Genomic DNA, 23725 nt, shown 5'->3' with positions numbered 1-23725 from the left:
CATGGGTCCGGGCCGCGCCCGACACGGCGCTTTTCGTAACAGCTTAATAACTCTCAGTGAGATACGGTGTGGCTGCCCGGTCAACCGTCACGATCTGGGGGCCCGATGCCGACAGTCGCCATGGCGTTGGCCCTGCTCGCCGTCACAGTCATGATCGCCGGAATTGCCGGGACGGTGTGTGGCCGCGTGGATCGGCTGAACATCCAGGATCGGCGGCGCGGGCTGATCGTGGCGGGGGTCGGATTCACTGTTGCGGTCACGGCCTTCGGCTTCGCTGCCCCGCTCGGTGTCCACGCCGATGCCGATGCCGATGCGGATGTGCGGGCCGAGCGGGTCGCGCAGAGCCAGCTCGGGCTCGAAGCCGGCGGCCAGAGCGGCGTCGCGCTTGCCCCGCCGGTGCCGACGCTGCCGCCCTATCCGGACTCGATCTATGGCGCCACCCCGGCGCCGACCGGTGCCGGGGCCGACAGCCGGCTGCCGACCACCCCCACTATCTCGACCATCCCGGGCCTGCCGGCCGTACCCGCCGTCCCGGCCAGCCCGCCCGCGTCTGTGGTTCCTGTGGTACCCACCGCCCCGGCCGGTGACCTGACCGTGCCGCCGGTTGCGACCGTGCCGCCGGTTGCGACTGTGCCGCCGGCCTGGGCAGGGGCCGCGCCCGGACTGCCCGCCAGCGGCACCGTCATTGATCCGGGCCAGTACGGCCGACCGGGGCAACCGGGCGTCGGCGGGCAGCCCGCAGCACCTCTCCCGGTTCGCCCGGAGTTGCCCGGCCTACCGGATGGACGATCTGACCTTCTGCCATGACACGCCCACCGCGCGCACCGGTGCCTGGCCGCCGGGGCGTCGTCGCGCAGCGGGCTCGGTGGACTCAGGCCGCCGAGGCGGGCACGGCGCGTCGGGCCGCGACGAGCGCGCTGACCGCCGGCAGGTTCACCGTGCCCCATGTGTCGAGCAGAGTGGGCAGCTGGTCGAGCTGTGAGTCGAGGACGAACACGCCGGTCGTCGGGCAGGCGGCGCCGATCTCGACGAGCACCGGCCGCAGGTGGACCTCGACGGCGAGCGCATGCTGCGGCGCGGCGGCCACCTGTACGGGGATGGCCGGCAGGCCGCCGAGCTCGCCGCCCCCGATCTGATCGAGCAGCAACTTCAACAGCCCGGTGTAGGTCGCCTTGTAGGTCGGGGTCGCGACCACCAGCACGTCGGCAGAGCGGATCGTGGCCAGCGCCGCCGCGACGGTGGGGTCTCCCCAGCCGAGCAGGCCGGCGCCCAGCTCACTCACCTCGATGACCTCGGTGGTTGCCGGGTGGCCGGCCGCGGCCAACACGGTCTCGACCCGGGCAGCCACCGCCTCGGCAACCTGCCGGGTGCGGGAGGCGGGCTTGGGATTGCCCACCACGCTGACGATCCGGCTCGGTTCCATCGGACGGCCTCCCTGATTCGCTCGCGGGCCACCATCGCAAAAAGTGACGTGGTGGCGCCGCGAAGTCTAGCGAAGCAGGCCGGTGCACATCCGCGGTCGCGCAGGAACGACTGCGAATGTTACCGGCTGGTGACTGCGCCAAGACAGGACGGCCGTCCGACGGAAATGCCTGCGATGCGTGTCCCGCGCATCGCAGGATCGGTCGGAACGTGGACTCGAGGTCGGATCGTCCGGACTGCCCTGAATGGCAGGTCCCTGTTTCCGGACGACTCGGGGCCGGTCATCGTCCACCGGAACAGGATCGGCCCGCACGGCGCCGGTCGCGGCGGTGCGAGAGGCCGAATTCCACGGCCGATGCCGCAGGTGACGGGGAGTCGAGCGGGATCAGCGGGGCGTCAGAATGAAGTGATAGAAGATGGCCAGTGGCCACAGCAGGGTCGCGATCGCCGCGGTGAAGAAGCTGGCCAGTACGTGGCCGTCCCAGTCGGTGAAGTTCCAGTAGTCCTGGCTTGCGGTGATGATGACCCCGATCACGAGGTAGAGCAGTGTTCCCAGACTGATGCTGCTGGTTCGGGTACCGACCCGGGTGCTCATACCGGCTCCTTCTGTAAGAGTGGGCCCTGGCGGTGATCCATGGCTGTCGGGGAATTACCCGCTATACGTCGACCTACACGTCTGCGTCCGGTTCCACACATTCCGGGAAGGGCCACTCGGGCCGGCCGGAGGTCGGCGCTCGCCGGCCGCCCCCGTGCCTGCGCCGTCAGGCCGGCCCTGCCAGCGCCGGCCTGACGGCGTTGGATCCCGCTGGATGCCACCGACTCCTGCCGGCCCCGGACGGATTCCTGCGGGTGCGGCGAAGCGTGTCTGACACGGTGCGAGGGCCGCGATGGCGGTTCGCCGTAAGGAGAAGTGAGCCACCTTCGGGAGTCGCGAGCCACAGGTAAGGAACAGTGGTGCGGGACACAGGCCGCCACCTTCGGGTCGAACTCGGCTCGGCGGCCGGGCTGAACCGGGTGCTGCGCGACGATGAACTGTGGGGTCACGTTGGATATGACATCTGGATGACGGGTGGGATGCCGGGGTGGATGTCCTGCGTCCGCGGCACTTCGCGGTCATTCTTCGAACGGAAACACCAGGGTGTCCGCCAGGTTGCCTCGTTTGGCGCACCCGGTCTCCGGGCATTGTCTGGCAGCGGATAGCGTGGCGCCGTGCCAATTCACAGTCCGCCCGGCGTCCGGGCCACCCCGCCGCCGCTGCAGATCGTCCCGAACATTACACCTTCACGACCCTTCGGTAGTGGGTCGTCAGTCGCTCTTTCGTCTCCAGGTTTTGTGCATCTGCTGTGGTTCGCGGCCGTGGTGACGGTCGCTCTGGTCATCGCGGTGATTGGAGGCTGGTGGTACACACGACATGGCACCAGAAACACCACAGCTCAGGCCGGCGACCATTCCCTGGCCTGGACGACCAGGCCGGACCAGTCCGCCCCGTGCTGGCCGGCTCGTTGGGCGAGGGAGAGGATGCCGTTCGACAGCCAGCTGCTGGGTCGCACCGCCGACGCGGCCAGTGCCCGGGTCGCCAGGGCCTGCGCCCGGTCGAGGTCGCGTCCGCGCATTGCGGCGGACGCCTGGTAGAGCCGCACGGCGGCCAGTGCGCCGGAGGCTCGGGCCCGGTCGAACAGGCCCGCCGCCTCGGCCAGCCGGCGTTCCCCCTCGGTCAGTGAACCCGCGGCCACCAGCGCCGCACCGCCGAACGTCGGTAGGTAGGCCGGATGGATACCGTCCAGGCTGTAACCGGGGGTGCCGGCGGGCAGCGTCGCGGCGATGGCGTCAGCCTCGCGCAGCACCTCGACGATTCCGGTCATCGGCATGTTCCGGGCGGCCATGATGTGTGCCTCGGTGGTGATGGCCAGGATCGCGGTGTGTGCCCGGGGGGCGGTCGCCCGGGCGGCGCGGGCGAGCTGCAGGCCGTCGTCGGTGCTGGCGAACGCGTAGGCGGCAAGCTCGGCCAGCACGACCCGGGCATGGGCCACGGAGATGGAATCGCCGACGTGGCGGGCGAGGACGAGCGCGGCGCGGGCCGAGGCCGTCGCCCGGGCCGGCAGGCCGGCGTCTCCCTGCGCGACCGCGGTCATGACCAGGATGCGGCCATGCGTGCGCATCCAGTCCTGCCGCAGCGCCTCGCCGAGGCGCCACCGCCCGATCGTGCGGGCCTGCTGATCGAGGATGGCCAGCCGGGACACCAGCTCCGCGGGCGGTGTCGTCTCCCACCTGCGCGCCAGCGTGCGCAGCGCGGACTCGACCTCGTTGAGCGCAGTGCGACTGTCGGCCGCCGGGAAGCTCACCGCGCCCCCCGCCAGGACGGACACGCCCCCGAAAGCGGCTGCGCCGACGGCGAGGGTGGCGTACGCGACCGCGCCGTGCCGTAGGAGAGTGCGACGGTCTGCCGAGGCGCCCATGCGGTGCTCCTGACGCTCGCGGCCTGAGGGGCCGGGTGTGTGCCCGCCCTGCCCACACGTGCAGCCATGTGTTCTCCGCCCGTGACTTCTCGGCCCGTGACCTCCAACGCAGCAACATGACCTTAACCTTTTAAGGATCGCTATGTCGTCCGCATCTCCAGATCGTGCACATATATCGTCCGCAACGGCCGGGTAAGGTGCACCGTCCGTGGTGTACGCATCGAGGTGTAATCCGACCCTGGCCGGTCGAGCTAGGACGAACCTCTCGGGACGCCGGCGCCGGAGCCGGCGGCGGTTGTGCCAGCGGTGATGGAACCGGCGTTCGGATCAACGGTCGCGGGCAGGCCGTCCAGCGCCTGGCGCAGATCGGCGGTCAGATCGTCGGCGTTTTCGATGCCGACGGACAGCCGGACCAGGTTCTCCGGAACGGCAAGCGGTGAACCCGCGACCGACGCATGGGTCATGCTGGCCGGATGCTCGACGAGGGATTCGACCCCGCCGAGTGACTCGGCCAGGGTGAAAATCCTGGTCCGGGCGCACAGCGCGAGGGCGGCGTCGCGGCCACCCCGTAGGGTGAACGACACCATTCCGCCGAAATCCCGCATTTGTTTCGCCGCAACCGGATAGCCGGGATGGCCAGGCATACCCGGATACCGCACCGTATCGACCGCCGGATGGGCCGCAAGGTGGGTCGCGACGTGCCGGGCGTTCGCGCAGTGCCGGTCCATCCGTACCGGGAGGGTCCGGATGCCGCGCAGCAGCAGCCAGCAGTCGAACGGCCCCGGCACCGCCCCGGCCGCGTTCTGCAGGAAACGCAGCCGTTCGGCGAGATCCGGGTCGGCGGTGACGATCGCGCCGCCCACGATGTCGCTGTGCCCGCCGAGGTACTTCGTGGTGGAGTGCACGACCACGTCCGCACCGAGGGCCAGCGGTTGCTGCAGGTACGGCGAGGCGAACGTGTTGTCCACGGCGAGCAGGGCGCCAGCGTCGTGAGCGAGCGTCGCGAGCTCACCGATGTCGGCGATCGTCAGCATCGGATTGGTCGGCGTCTCGCACCACAGCAGGCGGGTGACGCCCGGCCGGATCGCCGCCCGGGTCGCCTCGACGTCGGCGAGGTCGACGGCGGTGTGCTCGACGCCCCACTGCGCCAGCACCCGGGCGACCAGCCGGTACGTCCCGCCGTAGGCGTCGGCCGGGATGACCACGTGATCGCCTGGTCGGCAGACGGCGCGCAGCACCGTGTCGGTGGCCGCCATGCCGGACGACATCGCCAACGCCGCCCGGCCACCCTCGAGCTCGGCAAGGCAGGTCTCCAGCGTGGCGCGCGTCGGGTTCGCCGACCGGCTGTACTCGAACCCGCCGCGCAACCCCCCGACGCCGTCCTGGGCGTACGTCGAGGCCAGATGCAGTGGCGGGACCACCGCCCCAGTCGCCGGATCAGGCGCCTGACCGGCATGGATGGCGATCGTCTCGAAACTGGCGGCCGGGGCCTGGCCGAGTCCGGCCGACGGCCTGGCGGCAGCGGTGGTGGCGTTGGCGGAACCGTCCGCGACACTGGGGTCGTCCGTGGCGGTGGCGGCGGTGGCGTCCATGCCGTCACGCTACGGTGTCGCGGCCAGGAAACTCAGCAGGTCGGACCGGGTCAGGATGCCGACCGGACTGCCGTCGTCGTGAACGAGCACAGCCGGGTCGTCGCCGAGGACCGTCACGACCCGCGACAGCGGCTCCCCGCTGCCGACCATCGGCAGCGGGGGAGACAGATGCTTGGTCACCGGATCATCGACGGCGGCACGGTCCGCGAAGACCGCCGCCAGCAGGTGCCGTTCGAGCACTGCCCCGGCCACCTCCGCCGCCCGCAGCGGCGGCTCGTGTGCCACCACCGGCAGCTGCGACACGTTGTACTCCCGCAGGTAGCCGATGGCGGTCCCGACGGTCTCGTCCGGATGGACGTGCACCAGGTCCGGCGGAGCGTCCGTCCACCGGACCTGGCTGGACTTGTGGGCCAACGCGTCGGCGACGGTCGGGCCGGTCTGCGGTGGCTCGAGAAAGCCGTACTCGTACATCCACTCGTCGTTGAAGATCTTCGACAGGTAGCCGCGGCCCGAGTCCGGCAGCAGGACGACGACCAGACCGTCCGGCCCCAGTTCCCGGGCGATTCTCAGCCCCGCAACCACGGCCAGCCCACAGGAGCCACCGACCAGCAGGCCGCAGCGACGGGCCAGCTCCCGGGTCATCAGGAACGACTCGCGGTCGCTGACCGCCTCCACCCGGTCGACCACCGACCGGTCGTAGGTCGCCGGCCAGATGTCCTCCCCCACCCCTTCGACCAGGTACGGCCGACCGGTGCCACCTGAGTAGACCGAACCCTGCGGGTCGGCGCCGACGACCTGCACGGCCCCGTCGGACACGCCCTTGAGGTAGCGACCGACGCCGCTGATGGTGCCGCCGGTGCCGATCCCGGCAACAAAGTGGGTGACCCGGCCGTCGGTGTCCCGCCAGATCTCCGGGCCGGTGGTCGCCTCGTGTGCCGCCGGGTTGTGCGGGTTGGAGTACTGGTCCGGGCTCCAGCCCCCCGGTGTCTCGCGGACCAGCCGCCGAGCCACCTCGTAATAGGAGCGCGGGTCGTCCGGCGCCACCGCGGTCGGGCAGACGACCACCTCCGCGCCGTAGGCGCGCAGCACCGCCCGCTTCTCCTCGCTGATCTTGTCGGGCATCGTGAACACGCACGAATAGCCCCGGCGCGCCGCGACGAGCGCCAGCCCCACTCCCGTGTTGCCGCTGGTCGGTTCGATGATCGTGCCACCGGGCCGCAGCGCTCCCGACTCCTCGGCGGCGGCCACCATCGCCAGCGCCACCCGGTCCTTCACCGAACCGCCCGGACTGAGATATTCCACCTTGCCGAGCAGCGGGGCAGGCGTCTGCTCGAGCGTCGGCGTCAGTGCGACCAGCGGCGTGTTGCCGACCAGATCGACCACATGATCGAAAACCTGCATACCGGTCATCCACCTATCCCGGGCTGTCGGCCCCGCGAACCCACCGGGTGCTCTATGGGGCGTCGCGCGGATTCGTTGGCTCCCCGCGGTTGTCTCATCCCAGAAGGTAACCAGTCTCGGCGGCGAACGCCCCCGGTCGATGGTTGTGATCGCGCCTGGTGGCCGGCGACCGCCGGACTCGTGAAGACGTTCCGGACGGGGTACACCGTAGTGGGAGTTTCCCTGCCGGGGCCGTCCCGGCGGGATCGTCAGGTGGCTGGCCTGGGTGGGTCGGCTCGTGGTGTGAGAGGGAGCGGTCGACCGTGCGCGTCGTGCTCAACGTCATCTGGTTGGTCTTCTGCGGCCTGTGGCTCGCCCTCGGATATCTGCTGGCGGCGCTGGTGTGCTTCATCCTCATCATCACGATTCCGTTTGGAATCGCATCGCTGCGGATGGCCAACTTCGCCCTGTGGCCGTTCGGGCGGCGCCTGGTCGATCGGCCGGACGCCGGGGACGCATCGCTGATCGGCAACGTGCTCTGGATCATCTTCGCCGGCTGGTGGCTCGCCCTGGGCCATCTCACCACCGGGATCGCGCTGTGCCTCACCATCATCGGGATCCCGCTGGGCCTGGCGAACTTCAAGCTCATCCCGGTCTCCCTGCTGCCGCTTGGTAAGGAGATCGTCGACTCGGATTCCCACCACGCCTTCGTCTGACCGGTCCGATCAACGCTGACCCCGCCGACCGGGCGATCGGCGGGGTGATGGGGTGGACGGGTGGCGCTGTCCTCGCGACCGCCATCGATCCCTGGCGCCTGAGGGTCTTGGCGCCTGAGGGTCTTGGCGTCCGAGGGTCTTGGCGTCCGAGAAGCCTGGCGTCTGAGCGGCCTGGCGGAGTCCGGTGGCTCAGCGTCCGAGCGCGGACTGCAGGTCGCGGACGTGTTCCTGAGTCTGCTCGAGCAGTGGCCGGAGAGCCTCCGCAACGTCGGCGAGACCGAGGTCGTGTGCCTGGCCGACTCGCTCGCGGTAGCGGTCGAGCTGCTCGGACTCCAGTGCCAGGTCAGTGCGCAGGGCGTCCTCGGGGCTGATGGAGGAACGAACCGTGGAGACCTCGGCGGTCGGTGTGCCGCCCAGGAAGGAGATCTGCTCCGCCAGGATCGTCGCGTGGCTGAGCTCCTGTGGCAGATGGCGCTTGATCTCGTCACCGATGGCGAGAAACTGCGGGCCGGTGATGGTCGCACCATGCTGGATGTACTGGATGATCGACTGGTACTCCGAGCTGAGATCGTCGTTGAGCAGCTTGACAAATGTCTCCCGATCCATGGTGCACGCTCTCCCGTCTGCAGTGACGCCCGGCCAGGTGGTCGGGTGACTGTGGGCGGGATGCCCATAATCGGCGCCGTCAAGCATCCGCGCCCGGCCAGACCATGTGATCTTCCTGCGGTGGAGGCGGTGTCAGCGCCCGCGGCGTCGGCGCGGTGGACCTGCCGCGAGAATATCCGGTTCGCCGTCCGCCGTCCGACTGCCGGTGATCCGGTTGCCCGTCCTCTGCTTGCCCATCACCTGGACGCCTGTTGTCTGCAGGCCCGAGGTCTGGCCGCCGGCCGGCTGGACACCCACCGGCTGGAGGCCCGCCGCCGGGCTGTTCGCGGCGCGGTTGCTCGTCGTGCGGGTGGCCGCCGAGCGGGCAGCCACCGTGCGGCCGGTCGCCGGACGAGCGGACGCCGCGGTTGCCGGGGTGGTTGACGCGGCGGGGGAAGATGCGGATGGTGCGGATCTGGCGGCTGCCACGGCGGCGGCGACGGCAGCGGCGAGCGACGGGGCGGCGCTTGGGTAGAGCCGCCCCGCGATGGGGGTGGGCCGGGCCGGGCCGGCGGTGCCCCGACGCTGGCGGTGGACGTTGCGCCGAGCGGGTGGGCGGGCGATCGGCGCGGTTGCCGGATCATGGGACGCGCCGTTGCCGGACGTGGGGCGCTCCGCCGCGGCGCGGCCAGCCCGTGCAGCCTGGCCGCCAGGTGAGGCCTGGCCGCTGCGCGACGTACGGCCACTCGGCGTGACCCGATCACGCAGAGTCGCGCGTTCGTCGCCGTCCCGGTCGTGCGGAGCGTGGTCGTCGGCGCCGGGCGTGGCGTCGAACCAGCCGAAGGACACGTTCCTGCCACGCAGAGCGGCGTTCTCCGAGCGGACGATCACCAGCAGGGCGGTGGCTAAGGAGGCGCGCATCCGGGACTCGGCGAGCTGGCGTTCCAGTTCGGCGACGTATTCAGGGCTGGGTGCGGTGGCCGAACCGTCGTCGGGACCGGCCTCGTCGGCCGCATCCGGGCCGAACGCGGCGACGAACAGCGGGCGGGCGTGGGTGAGCTGTGCGTGCAGCTCGTCGTGGTCGTCGGGAAAGAGGAGCTCAAGGTAGTTCTCGATGACATGCCAGTCGATGTCCTTGTCGCCGCGGAACTGACGGCTCAGGTCACGGGCCCGGGAGCGGCGGATGCGAGCGTCCTCGTCGTCCACCCAGACCTTACGGACGACCATCTCGTAGCTGACCCGGTACGGCTGGTTGAGCTCGTGGAGATGGTGCAGCAGCGCGAGCTGGCTCTTGTTCTCGAGCTCGGCCTTCGGGCCGCGTGGCCGGGCTCCGGAAAGGGGCATCGCCGTACCGTCCGTTCGTCGTCGTCGTGGTACATCCGAATCCGAGCCGGCGCGGCACTCCCCGCTGCCCGTGAGCACACGGCTGCCCGGCGAACACGAACAGCTCGTCGCCCGCTGGCAGTCTGTCGCCGTCCGACGATCGAACGGCGGATCGCTCTGCCTGTCCCTTGGCCTATGGCCGTCACAAAGACTAGCCGTTCGGTACCTCGGCGGACCCGTCAGATGCGCCACAACGTAGACGTGCAAACCCTCGCGAGTGCCATCCGCGCCAAGCGTTGACTTTCGGGTCGAGAGCCGGTCGGGATAGCGCGGACCTTCGCGGTTGCACCGCATTCCCGGCACCGGCCCGGCGAGCCCGGGCGAGGGGCACGTGCGAGGCGGACGTAACCGAGGCCGGCGGGAAAATCCGGCCGCCCCGGCCCTGCGCCGAGGAGTGGAACGACCCGCCGGGATGCCCCCGTCCACCCGATGGCTGTTGTGGCGGTTGCCTTGGGAAGGACCGGATCCCGGACTTCCCGGACCGGTAAATCGTCTGTTGTTTGGTCTCGGGAAACTCCTGAACGGCGCGGGCGCTGCCGCCCGATTGCTGTTCGGCCGGAGGGGCGGACCGGGCGCTGTATATTGCCGGTTCGCCGTGTGGACGTTTTCGGTTCGCTCGGCATGGTGCTGCGGATGTCTCCGGCATCGCCGGTTTCGGTGCGTTGCTCGGCAATCTGGGCGTTGCTCGGCAATCTGGTCCGTCCGGCGTGGTCGTCGGCGCCACGACCGCGAGGTCGCCACGTCGGCGGACCCCCGGTCGGAAATACCTTGACCTGAAGTCCGGGTCAGGTCGTAAGGTCACTACGCATCCGCAGCGGAGCCCTCCGGACAGGAGTTGACCACCGGCGCCGGACAGTGCCCGCGCAGGCATGCCCCAGGAGCAGGATGCCCGCCTCGTCGCGGCCCGACCCCGGAGGGTGGCCTCGGGCGGCGGTTGGCCGGGCTGCCCGGTCTGCGCCGAGCGCACGGTGCGTAGTGGAAAGTAGCTTATAGTGGCCGAGAGTAGCTGAGAGGATCGTATGCTCATCCGACTTCTGCGGGTGTACCTCGGCCGCTACCGCCGGGCCGTCGCCGTGCTGGTGGCGCTGCAGCTGGTGGCGACACTCGGGATGCTCTACCTGCCGACGCTGAACGCCGACATCATCGATCACGGTGTCGTCGTCGGCGACACTGGCTACATCCTGCGGATCGGTGCGGTCATGCTGGGTGTCAGCGTGGTGCAGATGATCTGTGCCGGGGCGGCGGTGATGGCCGGGGCACGTACCGCCATGGCGGTCGGGCGCGACCTGCGGGCCGCCGTGTTCGACCAGGTGCAGGCGTTCTCGGCCCGTGAGGTCAGCCGCTTCGGCGCCCCCTCGCTGATCACCCGGGCAACCAACGACGTGCAGCAGGTGCAGATGGTGGTCCTGCTCGGTGCCACGTTGACGGTCTCCGCGCCGATCATGTGCATCGGCGGAATCATTCTGGCGGTGAACCAGGACGCGGTGCTGTCTCTGCTGCTGGTGGCGATCGTGCCGGCGCTGCTGGTCGCGATCGGGCTGATCGTGCGCCGGATGCGGCCGCTGGGCCGGGGCATGCAGGAGCGCCTGGACACGGTCAACCGGATCCTGCGCGAGCAGATCACCGGCCTGCGGGTGATCCGGGCCTTCGTCCGGGACCGGCACGAGCGCGAGCGGTTCGGCGTGGCCAACGACGACCTGACCGGCGTCTCGCTGCGGTTCGGCAACCTGCTGGCGATGATGTTCCCGCTGGTGTTCACCATCGTGAACTTCTCCAGCGTCGCGGTGATCTGGTTCGGCGCGCACCGCATCGACGCCGGCGAGATGCAGATCGGCGCGCTTACCGCCTTCCTCAGCTATCTGATGCAGATTCTGCTGTCGGTGATGATGGCGACGTTCATGTTCATGATGATTCCGCGCGCCGAGGTGTGCGCGGAGCGCATCCACGAGGTGCTGGGCACCGAGTCGTCCCTGCGGCCGGCGGCGGTGCCGGTGCGGGAGCTGCGGGGGGTCGGCCAGCTGGAGCTGCGCGGCGTCGGCTTCCGCTACCCCGGCGCGGAGATCCCGGTGCTGCGCGGGGTCAGTCTCACCGCCGGCCCCGGGCGGACCACGGCGATCATCGGCAGTACCGGCAGCGGGAAGACCACGCTGGTGGGGCTCGTCCCGCGGATCGCCGAGGCAACCGAGGGCGCCGTGCTCGTCGACGGGGTGGACGTGCGCGAGCTCGACCCCGCGGTGCTCAGCCGCACCGTCGGCATCGTCCCGCAGCGGCCGTACCTGTTCTCCGGAACGGTCGCATCGAACCTGCGCTATGGCAACCCGGACGCGACCGACGCCGAACTCTGGGCCGCCCTCGAGATCGCCCAGGCCCGCGAGTTCGTCGAGGCGATGCCCGACGGCCTCGCCAGCTCCATCGCCCAGGGCGGCACCAACGTCTCCGGCGGGCAGCGCCAGCGGCTGGCGATCGCCCGGGTGCTCGTGCGCCGACCGGAGATCTACCTGTTCGACGATTCGTTCTCGGCCCTCGACTATGCCACCGACGCCCGGCTGCGCGCCGCGCTCGCGCAGCAGACGGCCGAGGCCACTGTGGTCATCGTCGCCCAGCGGGTGGCGACCATCCGCGATGCCGACCAGATCATCGTGCTTGAGGCCGGCGAGGTCGTCGGGACCGGCACCCACCACGAACTCATGGCAGGCAATCCGACCTACCGCGAGATCGTCCTGTCCCAACTCACCGAGCAGGAGGCCGCGTGAGCGGGAACGACGGTCCGACCGAGACCGCCGGTGGTGCTGCCAGCATGCCGGCCCCGCGTCGCGGGCCGGCTCCGATGGCCGGGCCGGCCCGGTTTCTCGCCGGTCAGGGCGCGGGGGAGAAGTCGGCGGACTTCGCCGGGTCGACCCGGCGGCTGCTGGGCCGACTGCGCCCGCAGCGGACGGTCCTGGTCGTCGCCGGGCTGCTCGCGGTGGTCAACGTCGCCCTGAACGTCACGGGTCCACGGCTGCTCGGGCATGCCACCGACCTGGTGCTGGCGGGGGTGTTCAGCCGCCATGTGCCCGCCGGCACGTCCAAGGAGGACGCGGTCGCGGCACTGCGGGCGACCGGCCACGGCACCCAGGCCGATCTGCTCTCCTCGCTGCACATCACCCCTGGCAACGGGATGGACTTTGACGCCATCGGTCGGGTGCTGCTCGGCGTCGCCCTGATCTACGCCTTCGCCGGCATCGCCGGGGTGGTGCAGGCCCGGATGACCACCCGGGCGATCCAGCGGGTCGTCAGCGACCTGCGCTCCGAGGTGCAGCACAAGCTTGCCCGCCTGCCCGCACGCTACTTCGACGGCCAGCCCCGCGGGGAGGTGCTCAGCCGGGTCACCAACGACATCGACAATCTCGGGCAGACCCTGCAGCAGAGCATCGCCCAGCTGGTCGTGTCGGTGCTGACCATCTGCGGCGTGCTGTCGGTGATGTTCTGGATCTCCTGGGAGCTGGCGCTGGTCGCGGTCGTGACCGTCCCGGTGTCGGTGCTCGTGGCGACCCGGGTCGGCAAACTGGCCCAGCCGCAGTTCGTCGCCCAGTGGCGGCTCACCGGACGGCTCAACGCGCACATCGAGGAGATGTACACCGGGCACACCCTGGTCCGGGCGTTCGGCCGGCAGGAGGAGTCGGCGCAGACCTTCCGGGAGTACAACGAGGCGCTGTACGCGGCGAGCTGGCGGGCCCAGTCGATCTCCGGGCTGATGCAACCAACGATGATGTTCATCGGCAACGTCAACTACGTGCTGGTGGCGGTGATCGGCGCGCTGCGGGTGGCCTCCGGCTCACTGTCGATCGGTGACGTACAGGCGTTCATCCAGTACTCGCGCCAGTTCAGCCAGCCGATGACCCAGCTGGCCAGCATGGCGAACCTGCTGCAGTCCGGCATCGCGTCAGCCGAGCGGGTGTTCGAGCTGCTCGACGTCGACGAACAGTCTCCGGATCCGGTCGAATCCGTGGTGTCGCCGCAGCCCCGCGGTCGGGTGGCGTTCGAGCACGTCAGCTTCCGCTACAAACCGGACAAGCCCCTCATCGAGGATCTGTCCCTGGTCGCGGAGCCCGGGCACACCATCGCGATCGTCGGGCCCACCGGCGCCGGCAAGACCACGCTGATCAACCTGTTGCTGCGTTTCTACGACGTGACGTCCGGGCGGATCACCCTGGACGGGATCGACATCGCCACGATGTCCCGCGACGGCCTGCGCGCGCAGATCGGCATGGTGCTGCAGGACACCTGGCTGTTCGGCGGCACGATCGCCGAGAACATCGCCTACGGCGCGGCCGGGGCCACCCGCGAACAGGTCGTCGCCGCGGCGAGGGCCGCCCATGTCGACCGGTTCGTGCGGACCCTGCCGGACGGCTACGACACGGTGCTCGACGACGAGGGCACCGGGGTCAGCGCCGGGGAGAAACAGCTGATCACGATCGCCCGGGCGTTCCTGGTCGAGCCGCTCATCCTCGTCCTCGACGAGGCGACGAGCTCGGTGGACACCCGCACCGAGGTGCTCATCCAGCAGGCGATGTCGACCCTGCGGGCCGGGCGCACGGCATTCGTGATCGCCCACCGGCTGTCCACCATCCGGGACGCCGACACCATCCTCGTGCTGGAGAACGGGGCGATCGTCGAGCAGGGCAACCACGAGACCCTGCTCGACGCCGACGGTGCCTACGCGCGGCTCTACCGCTCGCAGTTCGCCCAGGCCGTCGTGGAGATCTGAAGCCGGCGGACGGCCGTCAGTTGATCAGGCTGGTCAGCTGGCGGCCGTCCACCCAGCTGCCGGTGACATCGGTGAAGGCGTTGTTCTGCCAGCGCAGCAGCCGGACCGCGGAGTTGCACACCGCCGGGAAGATGCTGAGCTGCTTGCCGTCGCAGGTGTACGGGTGGGCCATCACGTTCGGCTCGTTCGACGTGGCCTGCAGGGCGGTGGTCAATGCTGCCGCGTTCGGCTGGGGAAGCTTCGCCAGCAGCGCCCGCAGGTCCAGCACGGTGGAGAACGCCCCCTGGGAGGCGGAGGTGCGGTCGGCGTCCGGCACTGCCGCCCGGAAGGCGGCCGTGTCAGCGTCCCCGCCGCTGGCGGGAACCGGCAGGTAGCTGGAGGCGAAGTACAGATTCGCGGTCTTCCCGCCAGCGGCCCGCGGCACCGCCGGGGAGGCGCAGGCACCGACGAAGTAGATGTCGCTGCGCACGTTCAGCGAGGCGGCCGCCTGGGCGATGCGGGCACACGCCGCCGCCTGGAACACCACGATGATCGCATCCGGGTTGCCGGCGGCGGCCTGGGTCACCGCGGGGGCGAAATCGGCGGCGTCCGCCTTCTCGGCGATGAGCTTGACGTCGGTGACCCCCTTCTTGCGCAGGATGTTCTGCGAACCCTGGATCGCCGCAGTCAGCAGCCCGGGCAGGTCCACGTACAGTGCGTGCGCACTGCGGATGTGCTTCGTCGACGTCAGGTACTCGGTGAGGCCGAGCAGCTCCGCGACCGAACCGCCCGACAGGGCGAACGCGTTTTTCGAATCGAGCTCACCGGACAGCTGTGGCGATCCGGTGACGTACGGTATGTGTGCCGACTCGTAGATGGGCATCGCGGCCTGGGTGCCGAAGTCGATTCCGCCGACGACCGCGACCGGCTTTTCCGCCACAAGCTGGTTGGCGCAGTTCTGGGACGATTCCGGCGACCCGTCGGTGGCACAGGTGGCCAGCCGCAGCGGGCGGCCACCGACCCCACCGAGCGTGGAGTTCGCCCGGTTCACCGCGGCCTGCGCGGCGCGGCGCGTTTCCGGGTAGGAGCCGAGGGCGGAGTTCTCGACGGTGACGAAACCGAGGGTGATCGGCGTGCCGGTCAGCGTGCTGGCCGAGGCGCCGGGAGATACGCCGCCGGACGAGCCACCGCGCTGGCTCGTGCATCCGACACCGGCGACGGCGACGGAGAGGACGACGGAGAAGGCGAACAGGGCGCGGGAAGCTTGTCTCACGGGCGGTCAAGTTACACTCCCACCCACCTGGATTCCGGACGGGGAAGCGCCGACCCGGCCGAACGGACATGATGCGATGAGCACGCCCGCACCGCCCCGTCCACCGTGTCGTCCGCGCGCCCGCCGGCCGGCCGGGATGTCGTCCGCCTGCTCGGGAGCCCCGTGGACACGTATGTAGCCGCCCTGCTGTTGGGCCTGGGACCAGGCGCGGTGTACGCGGCGCTGGGCCTGGGGCTGGTGCTCACCTACCGGGCGTCCGGCGTCATCAACATCGCACATGGCGCTTTCGCCATGTATGCGACATATCAATATGCCGAACTCCGCGAGGTCGGGGATCTCGTCCTGCCGGTCGTCGGATTGCCGCCACGAATTCATCTGACGGATACCCCGTCGTTCGCGCTGGCGCTGACTGTCTCGCTGGTGATGGCGGCGTTGCTCTCGCTGGTCACCTACCTGCTCGTGTTCCGTCCGCTGCGCCGCGCCCAGCCGATGATGACGGTGGTCGCCGCGGTCGGGCTCACCATTGCTCTGCAGCAGGTGGCAGTGATCCAGTTCGGCACCGGCAACCGGTTCCTCACCCCGGTGCTGCCCCAGCACGCCCTGCACGTGGCCGGCGCGACCGTGTCCAGTGACCGGCTGCTACTCGCCGCGATCGTCGTCGTGGCCGCGGTCGGGCTGTGGGCGGTGTCCCGCTGGACGATGTTCGGTCTGGCCACCCGGGCCGTCGCGGACGACGAGGAGACCACGGCCCTGCTGGGTCGGCGCCCGGCGTGGATCGCGGCGGTGAACTGGATGCTCGCCGCCGTGCTCGCGGCCCTAGCCGGCATTCTCGTCGCCCCGATCAGCTCGCTGAACCCGACCGGTTACTCGCTGCTGGTCGTCCCGGCGCTCGCCGCGGCGCTGATCGGCGGGCTGTCGTCGTTCGGGCTGACCGTGGCCGGCGCGCTCGCCATCGGCATGGCGCAGGCGGTGCTGCTGCCGTTGCAGCAGGACGTGTCCTGGCTCAACCAGCAGGGCATGCGCGAGCTGATCCCGATGATCGGCGTGCTGGTCGTCGCCGGGCGGCGCGGCACGCTCATCCCGGGCCGGTCCGCGGGCGCGGTGGCGACCGCACCGCTGCCCGTGGTCACGCCGTCCCGCCGTCCGCTGGCCGGTCTGCTCGTCGGCGTCGTCGTCGGGGTGATCGCCCTGTTCGTGCTGGCCGGGAACTACCGACTCGGCCTGGAACGCAGCCTCGCCGCGGCGGTGGTCTGCCTGTCGTTCGTGGTGCTCACCGGGTATGTCGGCCAGCTGTCGCTGGCCCAGATGACCCTGGCCGGGGTCGCCGGATTCCTGCTGGCCCGGCTGCAGGGTGAGCTTGGGGTGCCCTTCCCGATCGCCCCGATCCTGGCCACGATCGCGGCCGCCGCCGCCGGGCTGTTCCTCGGCGTGGTGTCGCGGCGGCTGCGCGGGGTGGATCTCGCGCTCATCACGCTGGTGGCGGGTGTCGCGATCCAGCAGGCGGTGTTCGGCAATCCGCTGGTCACCGGCGGTCTCAAGGGCTCGTCGGTGCCAAGCCCCACAGTGTTCGGCCTGGACCTCGGCATCTCCGGCGATGGTTTCCCCCGCACCCGCTACGGTCTGCTGACCCTGGCGGTGCTCGCCGCCTGCGGCTACGGGGTCGCCCGGCTGCGCACCGCGCCGCTGGGCCGGGAGATGCTCGCCGTGCGGGCGAACGAGCGCGCCGCCGCGGCCGCCGGGATCGACGTGCGCCGCACCAAGATCCTGGCGTTCACCCTGTCGGCCGCGATCGCCGGCCTCGGCGGCTGCCTCATCGGCTACAGCCAGGGTCGGCTCTCGCTGGACTCGTTCGGCGTGACCGCGTCGCTGCTGTTTCTCGCGATCGCTGCCGTCGGCGGAGTGACCAGCGTCGGCGGGGCGGTGGTCGCGGGCCTGCTCGCCCCCAACGGGCTGGTCTTCACCGCCCTCGACCGGATGTTCGGGCTTGGCGAGTACCAACAGGTGCTGTGTGGACTTGCCGTGGTCGCGCTCGCCGTGCTGCGCCCCGCGGGCCTCGTCCACCGCCCCGCCCGGACCTCGCGGCGCGACGCGGCACCGCCGGACGGCAGCCCGGATCCCAGCGGCCGGTCCGGGGGCGTGGACGCCCGGCTGGCCGCGCTGCCCGGCTGGCTGCCCGCCTTCGGCTGGTTGCCCACCAGCCGCCGCCCCGCCGGCTCCGGTCGTTCAACCGGCTCGGGCCGTCCCGTCGGTGCGCATCGCGCCGACCGCTCAGGCGGTGCCGCATGAGCGGCCGGTTGGACGTCGTGGGCCTGTCCGCCGGGCAGGGCCGCGCCCGTATCGTCGAGGACGTCTCGTTCACCCTGGCCGCGGGCAGCGTCACCGGTCTGATCGGCCCGAACGGCGCCGGCAAGACAACCCTCATCGATGCCCTCACCGGCTTCGCGGCGATCTTCTCTGGCGAGATCACGCTGGACGGTGTCCCGCTGGCCGGCCTGCCGCCGCATGCCCGGGCCCGCCACGGCCTCGCCCGTACCTTCCAGGCCCTGGAACTGTTCGACAGCCTGGACGTCGAGGAGAACCTCGCCGTCGTCGCCCCGTCGAGTTCGCACTCGGGCGAACCGCGCTCCGGCGAACCGCGCTCCGGCGAACCGCGGCCCAGGGGCTTGCGCGCCCGTGGGCCGCATGCGGGCTCCGGCGGGCCACCTGCGGGCTCCGGCGGGCCGCGGGCCGGGGAGTTCGGATTGGAGCCGATCGCGGGTCTGCTGCCGGCGACGCTGACCCATGACGAGCGGGCCGCCGTCGCCGTGGGACGGGCCTTGGCCGGCGAACCCGGTGTCCTACTGCTCGACGAGCCCGCCGCCGGTCTCGACCCCGCCGACCGGACGGACCTCGCCGCCCGGATCCGCCGGATCGCCAGTCGTGGCGTGGCTGTCCTGCTCGTCGACCATGACCTGCGGCTCGTCTTCGACGTCTGCGACCACGTGCTCGTCCTGGACCGCGGCCGGATCGTCACCGGAGGCCGTCCCGACGCCGTTCGTGCCGACCCCGCGGTGCGGGCCGCCTACCTCGGCGAGACCACCGAGGCACCCCCCGACCCGCCCGCGGCCGTGTCGGCCGTGTCGGCCGTGTCAGGGGCGTCGGCCGCGTCGGGGGCGTCGGGGGCGTCGAGTCGCGGGGCGTCGCAGGCCCCCGGCGGGGTGGGGGAGGAGCTGCTGGCACTGGCGGCGGTGACCAGCGGCTATCACGAGGGTCCGGTGCTGCGTGAGGTGTCGCTGACGGTGCGGGCCGGGGAGATCGTGGCGCTGCTCGGGGCGAACGGCGCGGGCAAGACGACGCTGATCCGCACCGCGGCCGGCCAGCTGCCGGTCACCGCCGGGCGGCTCACCCTGCTGGGGGAGCGGGTGCGCCGGCCGGTGCCGAGCGCACTGGCCCGCCGGGGCCTGGCCGTCGTCCCGCAGGGCCGGGGCGCGCTGGGCCGGCTGACCGTCCGGGAGAACCTGCGGATGGCGGCCGGACGGGCCCACCGCGGCGAGATCGACCGGGTCCTCGGCTGGTTCCCGCCGCTGACCGGCCTGCTCGACCGGCCGGCCGGAGAGCTTTCCGGCGGGGAACGCCAGCGGCTGGCGCTCGCCGTCGCCCTGGTCCGCCGGCCGCGGCTGCTGCTGGTGGACGAGCTGTCCTTCGGCCTGGCGCCCGGTGTGGCACCGCGGCTGCTCGAGCTGCTGCGCACCATCGCGGCGGAGACGTCCACCGGGGTGCTGCTCGTCGAGCAGTTCGCCGCGCTCGCGCTACGGGTCGCCGACCGCGGCTACGTCCTCGACCGCGGACGGGTCGCACTGACCGCGTCCGCCGCCGAACTCACCGCACGTCCCGACCTCATCGAGGTCAGCTACCTGGGACAGGCGGCGCCATCCGCCGCGGACTCGGACTGACCGCGGCGGTCGACAGGAAAACGGGTTTTCGTGGACGAGCGGAACTCCGGTGGCCTATTCTTGCCGTAATCGCACATCGCACATCGCGGGAGCTCCACCAAGGGGCTGAGAGGGCGGCTGGGGCCGTCGACCGCATGAACCTGTCCGGGTAATGCCGGCGTAGGGAGTTTTGGCATGATGCCGTCTGGCGAAATTCATCCTTCCCTGCCATTGTCCGTGGTTTCTTCCGGGACGTCGCCTTCTTCCGCCACGGCGGTCCCGGATTCCGCCGCTCCACAGGTCGCCGAGATCTCGTCGCCGTCATCTCCGTTGCCGGCGACGGCGACGACCACGCGGTCGTCGCGGCAGCCGGGGGAAGCCGTCGTGACGACCGGGCCGTTGCCCGGCAGCCGCCGGACCTGGCTGGTCGGCGCCGATGCGCGCCTGCGGGTGCCGATGCGGGAGGTGGTGCTCAGCACCGGAGACAGCGTCGTGCTCTACGACACCTCCGGTCCGTACACGGATCCCACGGTGGACATCGACGTCCGCCGTGGGCTGGCACCGGTGCGGGTCGATTGGATCGACGCCCGGGGCGACACCGAGACCCACGCCGGCATCCGCGCCGCTGGCGACGACGGCATGGTCCTAGCGGCCGGTAGCGGGGCGGTCGAGGCCGACGGCGCGCGCCGCGTACGTCGCGGGGTGCGGGCGTCGAGCCGAGGGGCGCTCACCCAGCGGGCCTACGCGCGGCGTGGGGAGATCACCCGTGAGATGGAGTTCGTCGGGCTGCGGGAGGGGCTGCCGGCCGAGACGGTGCGGGCGGAGATCGCCGCCGGCCGCGCGGTGCTGCCCGCGAACGTCAACCATCCGGAATCCGAACCGATGGCGATCGGCCGCGCCTTCCTGGTGAAGATCAATGCCAATCTCGGTAATTCGGCGGTGACCTCGTCGATCGCCGAGGAGGTCGAGAAGATGGTGTGGGCGACCCGGTGGGGTGCCGACACCGTCATGGACCTCTCGACCGGCGCCGACATCCACCGCACCCGGGAGTGGATTCTGCGCAACTCCCCGGTGCCGGTCGGCACGGTGCCGATCTACGAGGCGCTGGAGCAGGTCGGCGGCCGGCCCGAGGAACTCACCTGGGCGGCCTACCGGGACGCCGTCATCCGCCAGTGTGAACAGGGCGTCGACTACATGACGGTGCACGCCGGCGTGCTGGCCCGGTATGTGCCGCTGACCACCCGGCGGCGGACCGGAATCGTCTCCCGTGGCGGTGCGATCCTTGCCGCCTGGTGCCGGGCCCACCAGCAGGAGAACTTTCTTTACACCCATTTCGAGGAGCTCTGCGAGATTCTCGCGACCTACGACGTGACGTTCTCCCTCGGCGACGGCCTGCGGCCCGGCTCGGTCTCGGACGCGAACGACGAGGCCCAGCTCGCCGAACTCGCCACCCTCGGTGAGCTGACTCGTGTCGCCTGGCGACACGACGTCCAGGTGATGATCGAGGGGCCCGGACACGTTCCGTTGCATCTGGTCGAGGAAAACGTCCGGTTGCAGCGCGAGCTCTGCCACGACGCGCCGTTCTACACGCTCGGGCCGCTGACCACCGACATCGCGCCCGGGTATGACCACATCACCTCCGCGATCGGCGCCGCGGTGATCGGCTGGCACGGCACGGCGATGCTCTGCTACGTCACCCCGAAGGAACATCTCGGCCTGCCGGACCGGGACGACGTCAAGGCCGGCGTCATCGCCTACAAGATCGCCGCCCATGCCGCCGACCTCGCGAAGGGGCATCCCGGTGCTCGGGCCTGGGACGACGCCCTGTCCGACGCCCGGTTCGCGTTCCGCTGGGCCGACCAGTTCCATCTCGCTCTCGACCCGGAGACCGCCCGCGCCTTCCACGACGAGACACTGCCCGCCCCGGCAGCGAAGGCCGCGCATTTCTGCTCCATGTGCGGGCCGCACTTCTGCTCGATGCGCCTTTCCCAACAGGTCCGGTCCGACACCGGCGAACCGGCTCGGGCCAAGACGATGCAGTCAGCGCCCGGAACCTGACCGTTGCTGTCCGCGCCGTCCGGCACCGTCCGCAGAAACGAACCGGACGGTGCCGGATCCGCCGGGTTTCCTCGAACGGCCCGCGCTGACCACAGGGCCGGTCAGGACTGAGCGCGTGGGCCGGGGAAGGGCGGCGGGGAGGTCGGGCGGTTACGGCCGCGCAGCACCGCATCGATGCCACGGTGGAAGGCTTCCCGGGCGTCGGAATCGTCCAGGTCGACCAGGTCGATATAGGAAATTCCGTGCAGTATGCCTTCCGGTCGGCATGCGGCGACCCGCACCGGCACCAGCCGCCGCTGAATTCCGGTGGGGTCGCCACGCCAGGCGATCGTCCACTGAACCTGGACCTCCGGCGCCCGCAGATAATTCTCCGACAGCACCAGAAGGGTCTTCTCGGCGTGGCGAACCGCCTGGTCCATCTGGATCACCGGATTGTTCCCCGGGAGGACGTCCCAGGCCTGCAGGTGCACCAGAAAACCGCGTTGTTCCAGCTCCCAGGCGATCCACGCACCCCAGCCGCCGTCCTCGTCCGCGACCGAGATGAGGTAGTCCCACCGGTGGTCTCCGGGAACCGCCGCCGGCCGAGGGTGGTACGGCGCCAGGCCGTTCGCGGCCTGCCCGGGGCGGGCCGCGGCATCGCTCGCCGAGCCGGTGGCCGGGCGTGGAACCGTCACCCAGGCGGAGCGCACGGCCGGCAGAACCGGGACACCACGGGGAAGATCGATCTTGATCTCGCGGAACACCGTGGGATCAAGGCCGTGCACGCTGTGGCGAACCGTTGCGTCGTAAAGGGCGGACGACAGGATCACGCCCAGATCAGCCGCCGGGTCGCTGCGCAGGAGCTGGCTCAGTCCCGGCGCGTCGACGAGGCGATGGGTCAGCGCCGCCGCCGGCCCGTCGAGCGCGGGGCTGGGGTTGTCGGCGCCCGCACCGGCGCCGGGTGCGGCTGGAGGTGCGTCGGCGGTGGCATGCAGGGCGAGTCGGAGCCGTACCCGCTCCGCACCCACCCGTTCGCCGTTATGGACCGCCAGCGCACCGGCCAGCTCGGCCGCGAAGGCCCCGACGAGCATCGGCGCAGCCGCGCGGTCCCGGACCGCACCCGTCAGACTGGTATCCCGCTGCCGGTGGACGATGGTGCCCACCGCGAGGCCACATCGCCGCGCGGCGTCATCGACGATGCCGGCCAGACCCAGCCGCCAGTCCACCGGCACCAAGGTGCCATCCGCCATCAGCACCACCGAGTCGACCGCGAGCAGGACGCCCGCCGGCGCCGCGGCGGCAGCCTGCTCGATGCCCTTGAGGAAGGTCCTGTTGGCCTTGAAGTCACGCCCGGCCGCAGTAAGGATCTTCAGGCGCCCGTCGGGCAGCTGGCCGGACTCGACCAGCCGATTGATCCCCTGCCAGTACTCCTGCGCGCTCTGACCTGACCAGGACGGCTGCTGGTGACGCTCCAGCCCGGCCCGCTCGAGCAGGGACAGGACCTCGATCTGACGGTAGAAGGCGCGCGCGAGCTCGCGTATCTCCTCGTCGGTCAACCGCTGCGTCACCATTCCCCCGAGGCCTGATCCGCCGCTGACACGGACCGTCCCCGTGCAGCCGGAACCCGACACCAGAACAGCCGTCCGCCCGAGGAGATCCCTACAGATCGTACGTGGCCGGTGTCGGGGAAAAGGTCCGTAACCCCCGCCCGGACAACCGGGTTCCGGGATTGCTGGGCGCCGAGGTCCGAGCGGCCCTTTCGCGTACTCCCGCTCAATCGGGCGGATCGAGCGCGAGGCCCGCAGGCAGGCCGGACATCGCCGGCGTGGCCATGGACGCGTGCCGACTCCGGCTGGGCCGGGCCGGTATGCGGGCACGGTCGATACGTGGGGCATCGTCGTTGATCCACCCTCCCGAGGCATCGGCCCAGCGCGCCCCGAGGCTTGGACGTGTCCGGGGCCGCCGACCTGTCCGGTCCGCCGTGGCTCACCCCGCGGCCTCCGACCCACGTAGATCACTTACTCCGGGCATCGGACGGACTACGATCGCCCCGACGCGGTCCGGGTGCCGGAGTCGCCGTCGGCGTGCTGTAAGCTGGCAACGCCGGCCGCCACGGTGGCGGGCACGCGCTCGTAGCTCAACGGACAGAGCATCTGACTACGGATCAGAAGGTTGGGGGTTCGATTCCCTCCGAGCGCACGTCAGGTTGAGACAGGTCAAAGCCCCGCAGCCGATCACACGGCG

Annotated in this window: 17 protein-coding genes, 1 tRNA gene and 1 riboswitch; of the genes, 8 read left to right on the top strand and 10 right to left on the bottom strand. The window is 70.9% G+C overall.

From position 1 onward, the window contains the following. Positions 1-105: 105 nt before the first annotated feature. On the top strand, positions 106-807 hold the full coding sequence (locus ND747_RS10240; protein WP_251733266.1) for a hypothetical protein: 702 nt from the start codon (positions 106-108) through the stop codon (positions 805-807). Between the two features lie 64 nt (positions 808-871). Here ND747_RS10240 and ND747_RS10235 read toward each other — a convergent pair whose 3' ends face one another. The 5 genes from ND747_RS10235 to ND747_RS10215 all read right to left on the bottom strand — a co-directional run bounded on the left by ND747_RS10235 (position 872) and on the right by ND747_RS10215 (position 6871). After that, positions 872-1423 (bottom strand): NADPH-dependent FMN reductase, encoded by a 552-nt coding sequence (locus ND747_RS10235; protein ID WP_251733265.1) that lies wholly within the window; start codon positions 1421-1423, stop codon positions 872-874. Positions 1424-1807: 384 nt separating this feature from the next. After that, positions 1808-2017 (bottom strand): hypothetical protein, encoded by a 210-nt coding sequence (locus tag ND747_RS10230; RefSeq protein WP_251733264.1) that lies wholly within the window; start codon positions 2015-2017, stop codon positions 1808-1810. A gap of 838 nt (positions 2018-2855) precedes the next feature. Next, on the bottom strand, positions 2856-3878 hold the full coding sequence (locus tag ND747_RS10225; protein ID WP_251733263.1) for a hypothetical protein: 1023 nt from the start codon (positions 3876-3878) through the stop codon (positions 2856-2858). Between the two features lie 251 nt (positions 3879-4129). Further along, positions 4130-5470 carry a cystathionine gamma-synthase gene (locus tag ND747_RS10220; protein WP_251733262.1) on the bottom strand — a complete coding sequence of 447 codons (1341 nt, stop codon included), beginning with the start codon at positions 5468-5470 and terminating at the stop codon, positions 4130-4132. A gap of 9 nt (positions 5471-5479) precedes the next feature. Continuing rightward, positions 5480-6871: a cystathionine beta-synthase gene (locus ND747_RS10215; RefSeq protein WP_251733276.1), complete on the bottom strand. Its 1392-nt coding sequence runs from the start codon at positions 6869-6871 to the stop codon at positions 5480-5482. Between the two features lie 302 nt (positions 6872-7173). On the opposite strand from ND747_RS10215, the gene ND747_RS10210 reads away from it, so the two are divergent. After that, complete coding sequence (locus ND747_RS10210) at positions 7174-7566, top strand: YccF domain-containing protein (RefSeq protein WP_251733261.1); 393 nt, start codon at positions 7174-7176, stop codon at positions 7564-7566. A 189-nt stretch (positions 7567-7755) separates the two neighbouring features. On the opposite strand, the gene ND747_RS10205 is transcribed toward ND747_RS10210, so the two are convergent. Together ND747_RS10205 and ND747_RS10200 are read right to left on the bottom strand one after the other, a co-directional pair. Next, positions 7756-8172, bottom strand: a complete 417-nt coding sequence (locus ND747_RS10205; protein ID WP_251733260.1) for a ferritin-like domain-containing protein — start codon at positions 8170-8172, stop codon at positions 7756-7758. A 132-nt stretch (positions 8173-8304) separates the two neighbouring features. After that, positions 8305-9495, bottom strand: coding sequence for a hypothetical protein (locus ND747_RS10200; RefSeq protein ID WP_251733259.1), 1191 nt, complete (start codon positions 9493-9495; stop codon positions 8305-8307). Positions 9496-10553: 1058 nt separating this feature from the next. On the opposite strand from ND747_RS10200, the gene ND747_RS10195 reads away from it, so the two are divergent. Further along, on the top strand, positions 10554-12287 hold the full coding sequence (locus tag ND747_RS10195; RefSeq protein WP_251733258.1) for an ABC transporter ATP-binding protein: 1734 nt from the start codon (positions 10554-10556) through the stop codon (positions 12285-12287). A 44-nt stretch (positions 12288-12331) separates the two neighbouring features. Further along, entirely contained in the window at positions 12332-14281 is a 1950-nt protein-coding gene (locus ND747_RS10190) for an ABC transporter ATP-binding protein (protein WP_285900300.1), read from the top strand. A gap of 16 nt (positions 14282-14297) precedes the next feature. Here the strand turns inward: ND747_RS10190 and ND747_RS10185 are convergent, their stop codons facing one another. Further along, a complete protein-coding gene (locus tag ND747_RS10185) occupies positions 14298-15533 on the bottom strand; it encodes an ABC transporter substrate-binding protein (protein ID WP_251733257.1) in 1236 nt (411 codons plus the stop codon). Between the two features lie 162 nt (positions 15534-15695). Between ND747_RS10185 and ND747_RS10180 the strand changes: the two genes are divergently transcribed. Then, positions 15696-17819, top strand: a complete 2124-nt coding sequence (locus ND747_RS10180) for an ABC transporter permease (protein WP_251733256.1) — start codon at positions 15696-15698, stop codon at positions 17817-17819. Continuing rightward, a complete protein-coding gene (locus ND747_RS10175; protein ID WP_251733255.1) occupies positions 17816-19465 on the top strand; it encodes an ATP-binding cassette domain-containing protein in 1650 nt (549 codons plus the stop codon). Before ND747_RS10180 ends, ND747_RS10175 begins: the two co-directional genes overlap by 4 nt. A gap of 75 nt (positions 19466-19540) precedes the next feature. Next, positions 19541-19648, top strand: a riboswitch (TPP riboswitch). Between the two features lie 11 nt (positions 19649-19659). Here the strand turns inward: ND747_RS10175 and ND747_RS10170 are convergent. Then, positions 19660-19797 carry a hypothetical protein gene (locus tag ND747_RS10170; RefSeq protein WP_251733254.1) on the bottom strand — a complete coding sequence of 46 codons (138 nt, stop codon included), beginning with the start codon at positions 19795-19797 and terminating at the stop codon, positions 19660-19662. Positions 19798-19900: 103 nt separating this feature from the next. On the opposite strand from ND747_RS10170, the gene thiC reads away from it, so the two are divergent. Then, positions 19901-21502, top strand: coding sequence for a phosphomethylpyrimidine synthase ThiC (gene thiC / locus ND747_RS10165; RefSeq protein WP_251733274.1), 1602 nt, complete (start codon positions 19901-19903; stop codon positions 21500-21502). Between the two features lie 101 nt (positions 21503-21603). Here thiC and ND747_RS10160 read toward each other — a convergent pair whose 3' ends face one another. Further along, entirely contained in the window at positions 21604-23037 is a 1434-nt protein-coding gene (locus tag ND747_RS10160) for a toll/interleukin-1 receptor domain-containing protein (protein ID WP_251733253.1), read from the bottom strand. Positions 23038-23607: 570 nt separating this feature from the next. Between ND747_RS10160 and ND747_RS10155 the strand changes: the two genes are divergently transcribed. Beyond that, a tRNA-Arg gene (locus ND747_RS10155) sits at positions 23608-23680 on the top strand. Positions 23681-23725: the final 45 nt, after the last annotated feature.

It is taken from the genome of Frankia sp. R82 (assembly GCF_023716925.1).
Taxonomy (GTDB): Bacteria; Actinomycetota; Actinomycetes; order Frankiales; family Frankiaceae; genus Frankia.
This window is presented reverse-complemented; position numbering and strand designations above follow the sequence as displayed.

Excerpts from the sequence above, each read along its gene's own strand:
- ND747_RS10175 (WP_251733255.1), top strand. The coding sequence starts at position 17,816 with ATGAGCGGCCGGTTGGACGTCGTGGGCCTGTCCGCCGGGCAGGGCCGC.
- ND747_RS10240 (WP_251733266.1), top strand. The coding sequence starts at position 106 with ATGCCGACAGTCGCCATGGCGTTGGCCCTGCTCGCCGTCACAGTCATG.
- ND747_RS10205 (WP_251733260.1), bottom strand. The coding sequence starts at position 8,172 with ATGGATCGGGAGACATTTGTCAAGCTGCTCAACGACGATCTCAGCTCG.
- ND747_RS10195 (WP_251733258.1), top strand. The coding sequence starts at position 10,554 with ATGCTCATCCGACTTCTGCGGGTGTACCTCGGCCGCTACCGCCGGGCC.
- ND747_RS10200 (WP_251733259.1), bottom strand. The coding sequence starts at position 9,495 with ATGCCCCTTTCCGGAGCCCGGCCACGCGGCCCGAAGGCCGAGCTCGAG.
- thiC (WP_251733274.1), top strand. The coding sequence starts at position 19,901 with ATGCGGGAGGTGGTGCTCAGCACCGGAGACAGCGTCGTGCTCTACGAC.
- ND747_RS10215 (WP_251733276.1), bottom strand. The coding sequence starts at position 6,871 with ATGCAGGTTTTCGATCATGTGGTCGATCTGGTCGGCAACACGCCGCTG.
- ND747_RS10235 (WP_251733265.1), bottom strand. The coding sequence starts at position 1,423 with ATGGAACCGAGCCGGATCGTCAGCGTGGTGGGCAATCCCAAGCCCGCC.
- ND747_RS10220 (WP_251733262.1), bottom strand. The coding sequence starts at position 5,470 with ATGGACGCCACCGCCGCCACCGCCACGGACGACCCCAGTGTCGCGGAC.
- ND747_RS10190 (WP_285900300.1), top strand. The coding sequence starts at position 12,332 with ATGCCGGCCCCGCGTCGCGGGCCGGCTCCGATGGCCGGGCCGGCCCGG.
- ND747_RS10225 (WP_251733263.1), bottom strand. The coding sequence starts at position 3,878 with ATGGGCGCCTCGGCAGACCGTCGCACTCTCCTACGGCACGGCGCGGTC.
- ND747_RS10230 (WP_251733264.1), bottom strand. The coding sequence starts at position 2,017 with ATGAGCACCCGGGTCGGTACCCGAACCAGCAGCATCAGTCTGGGAACA.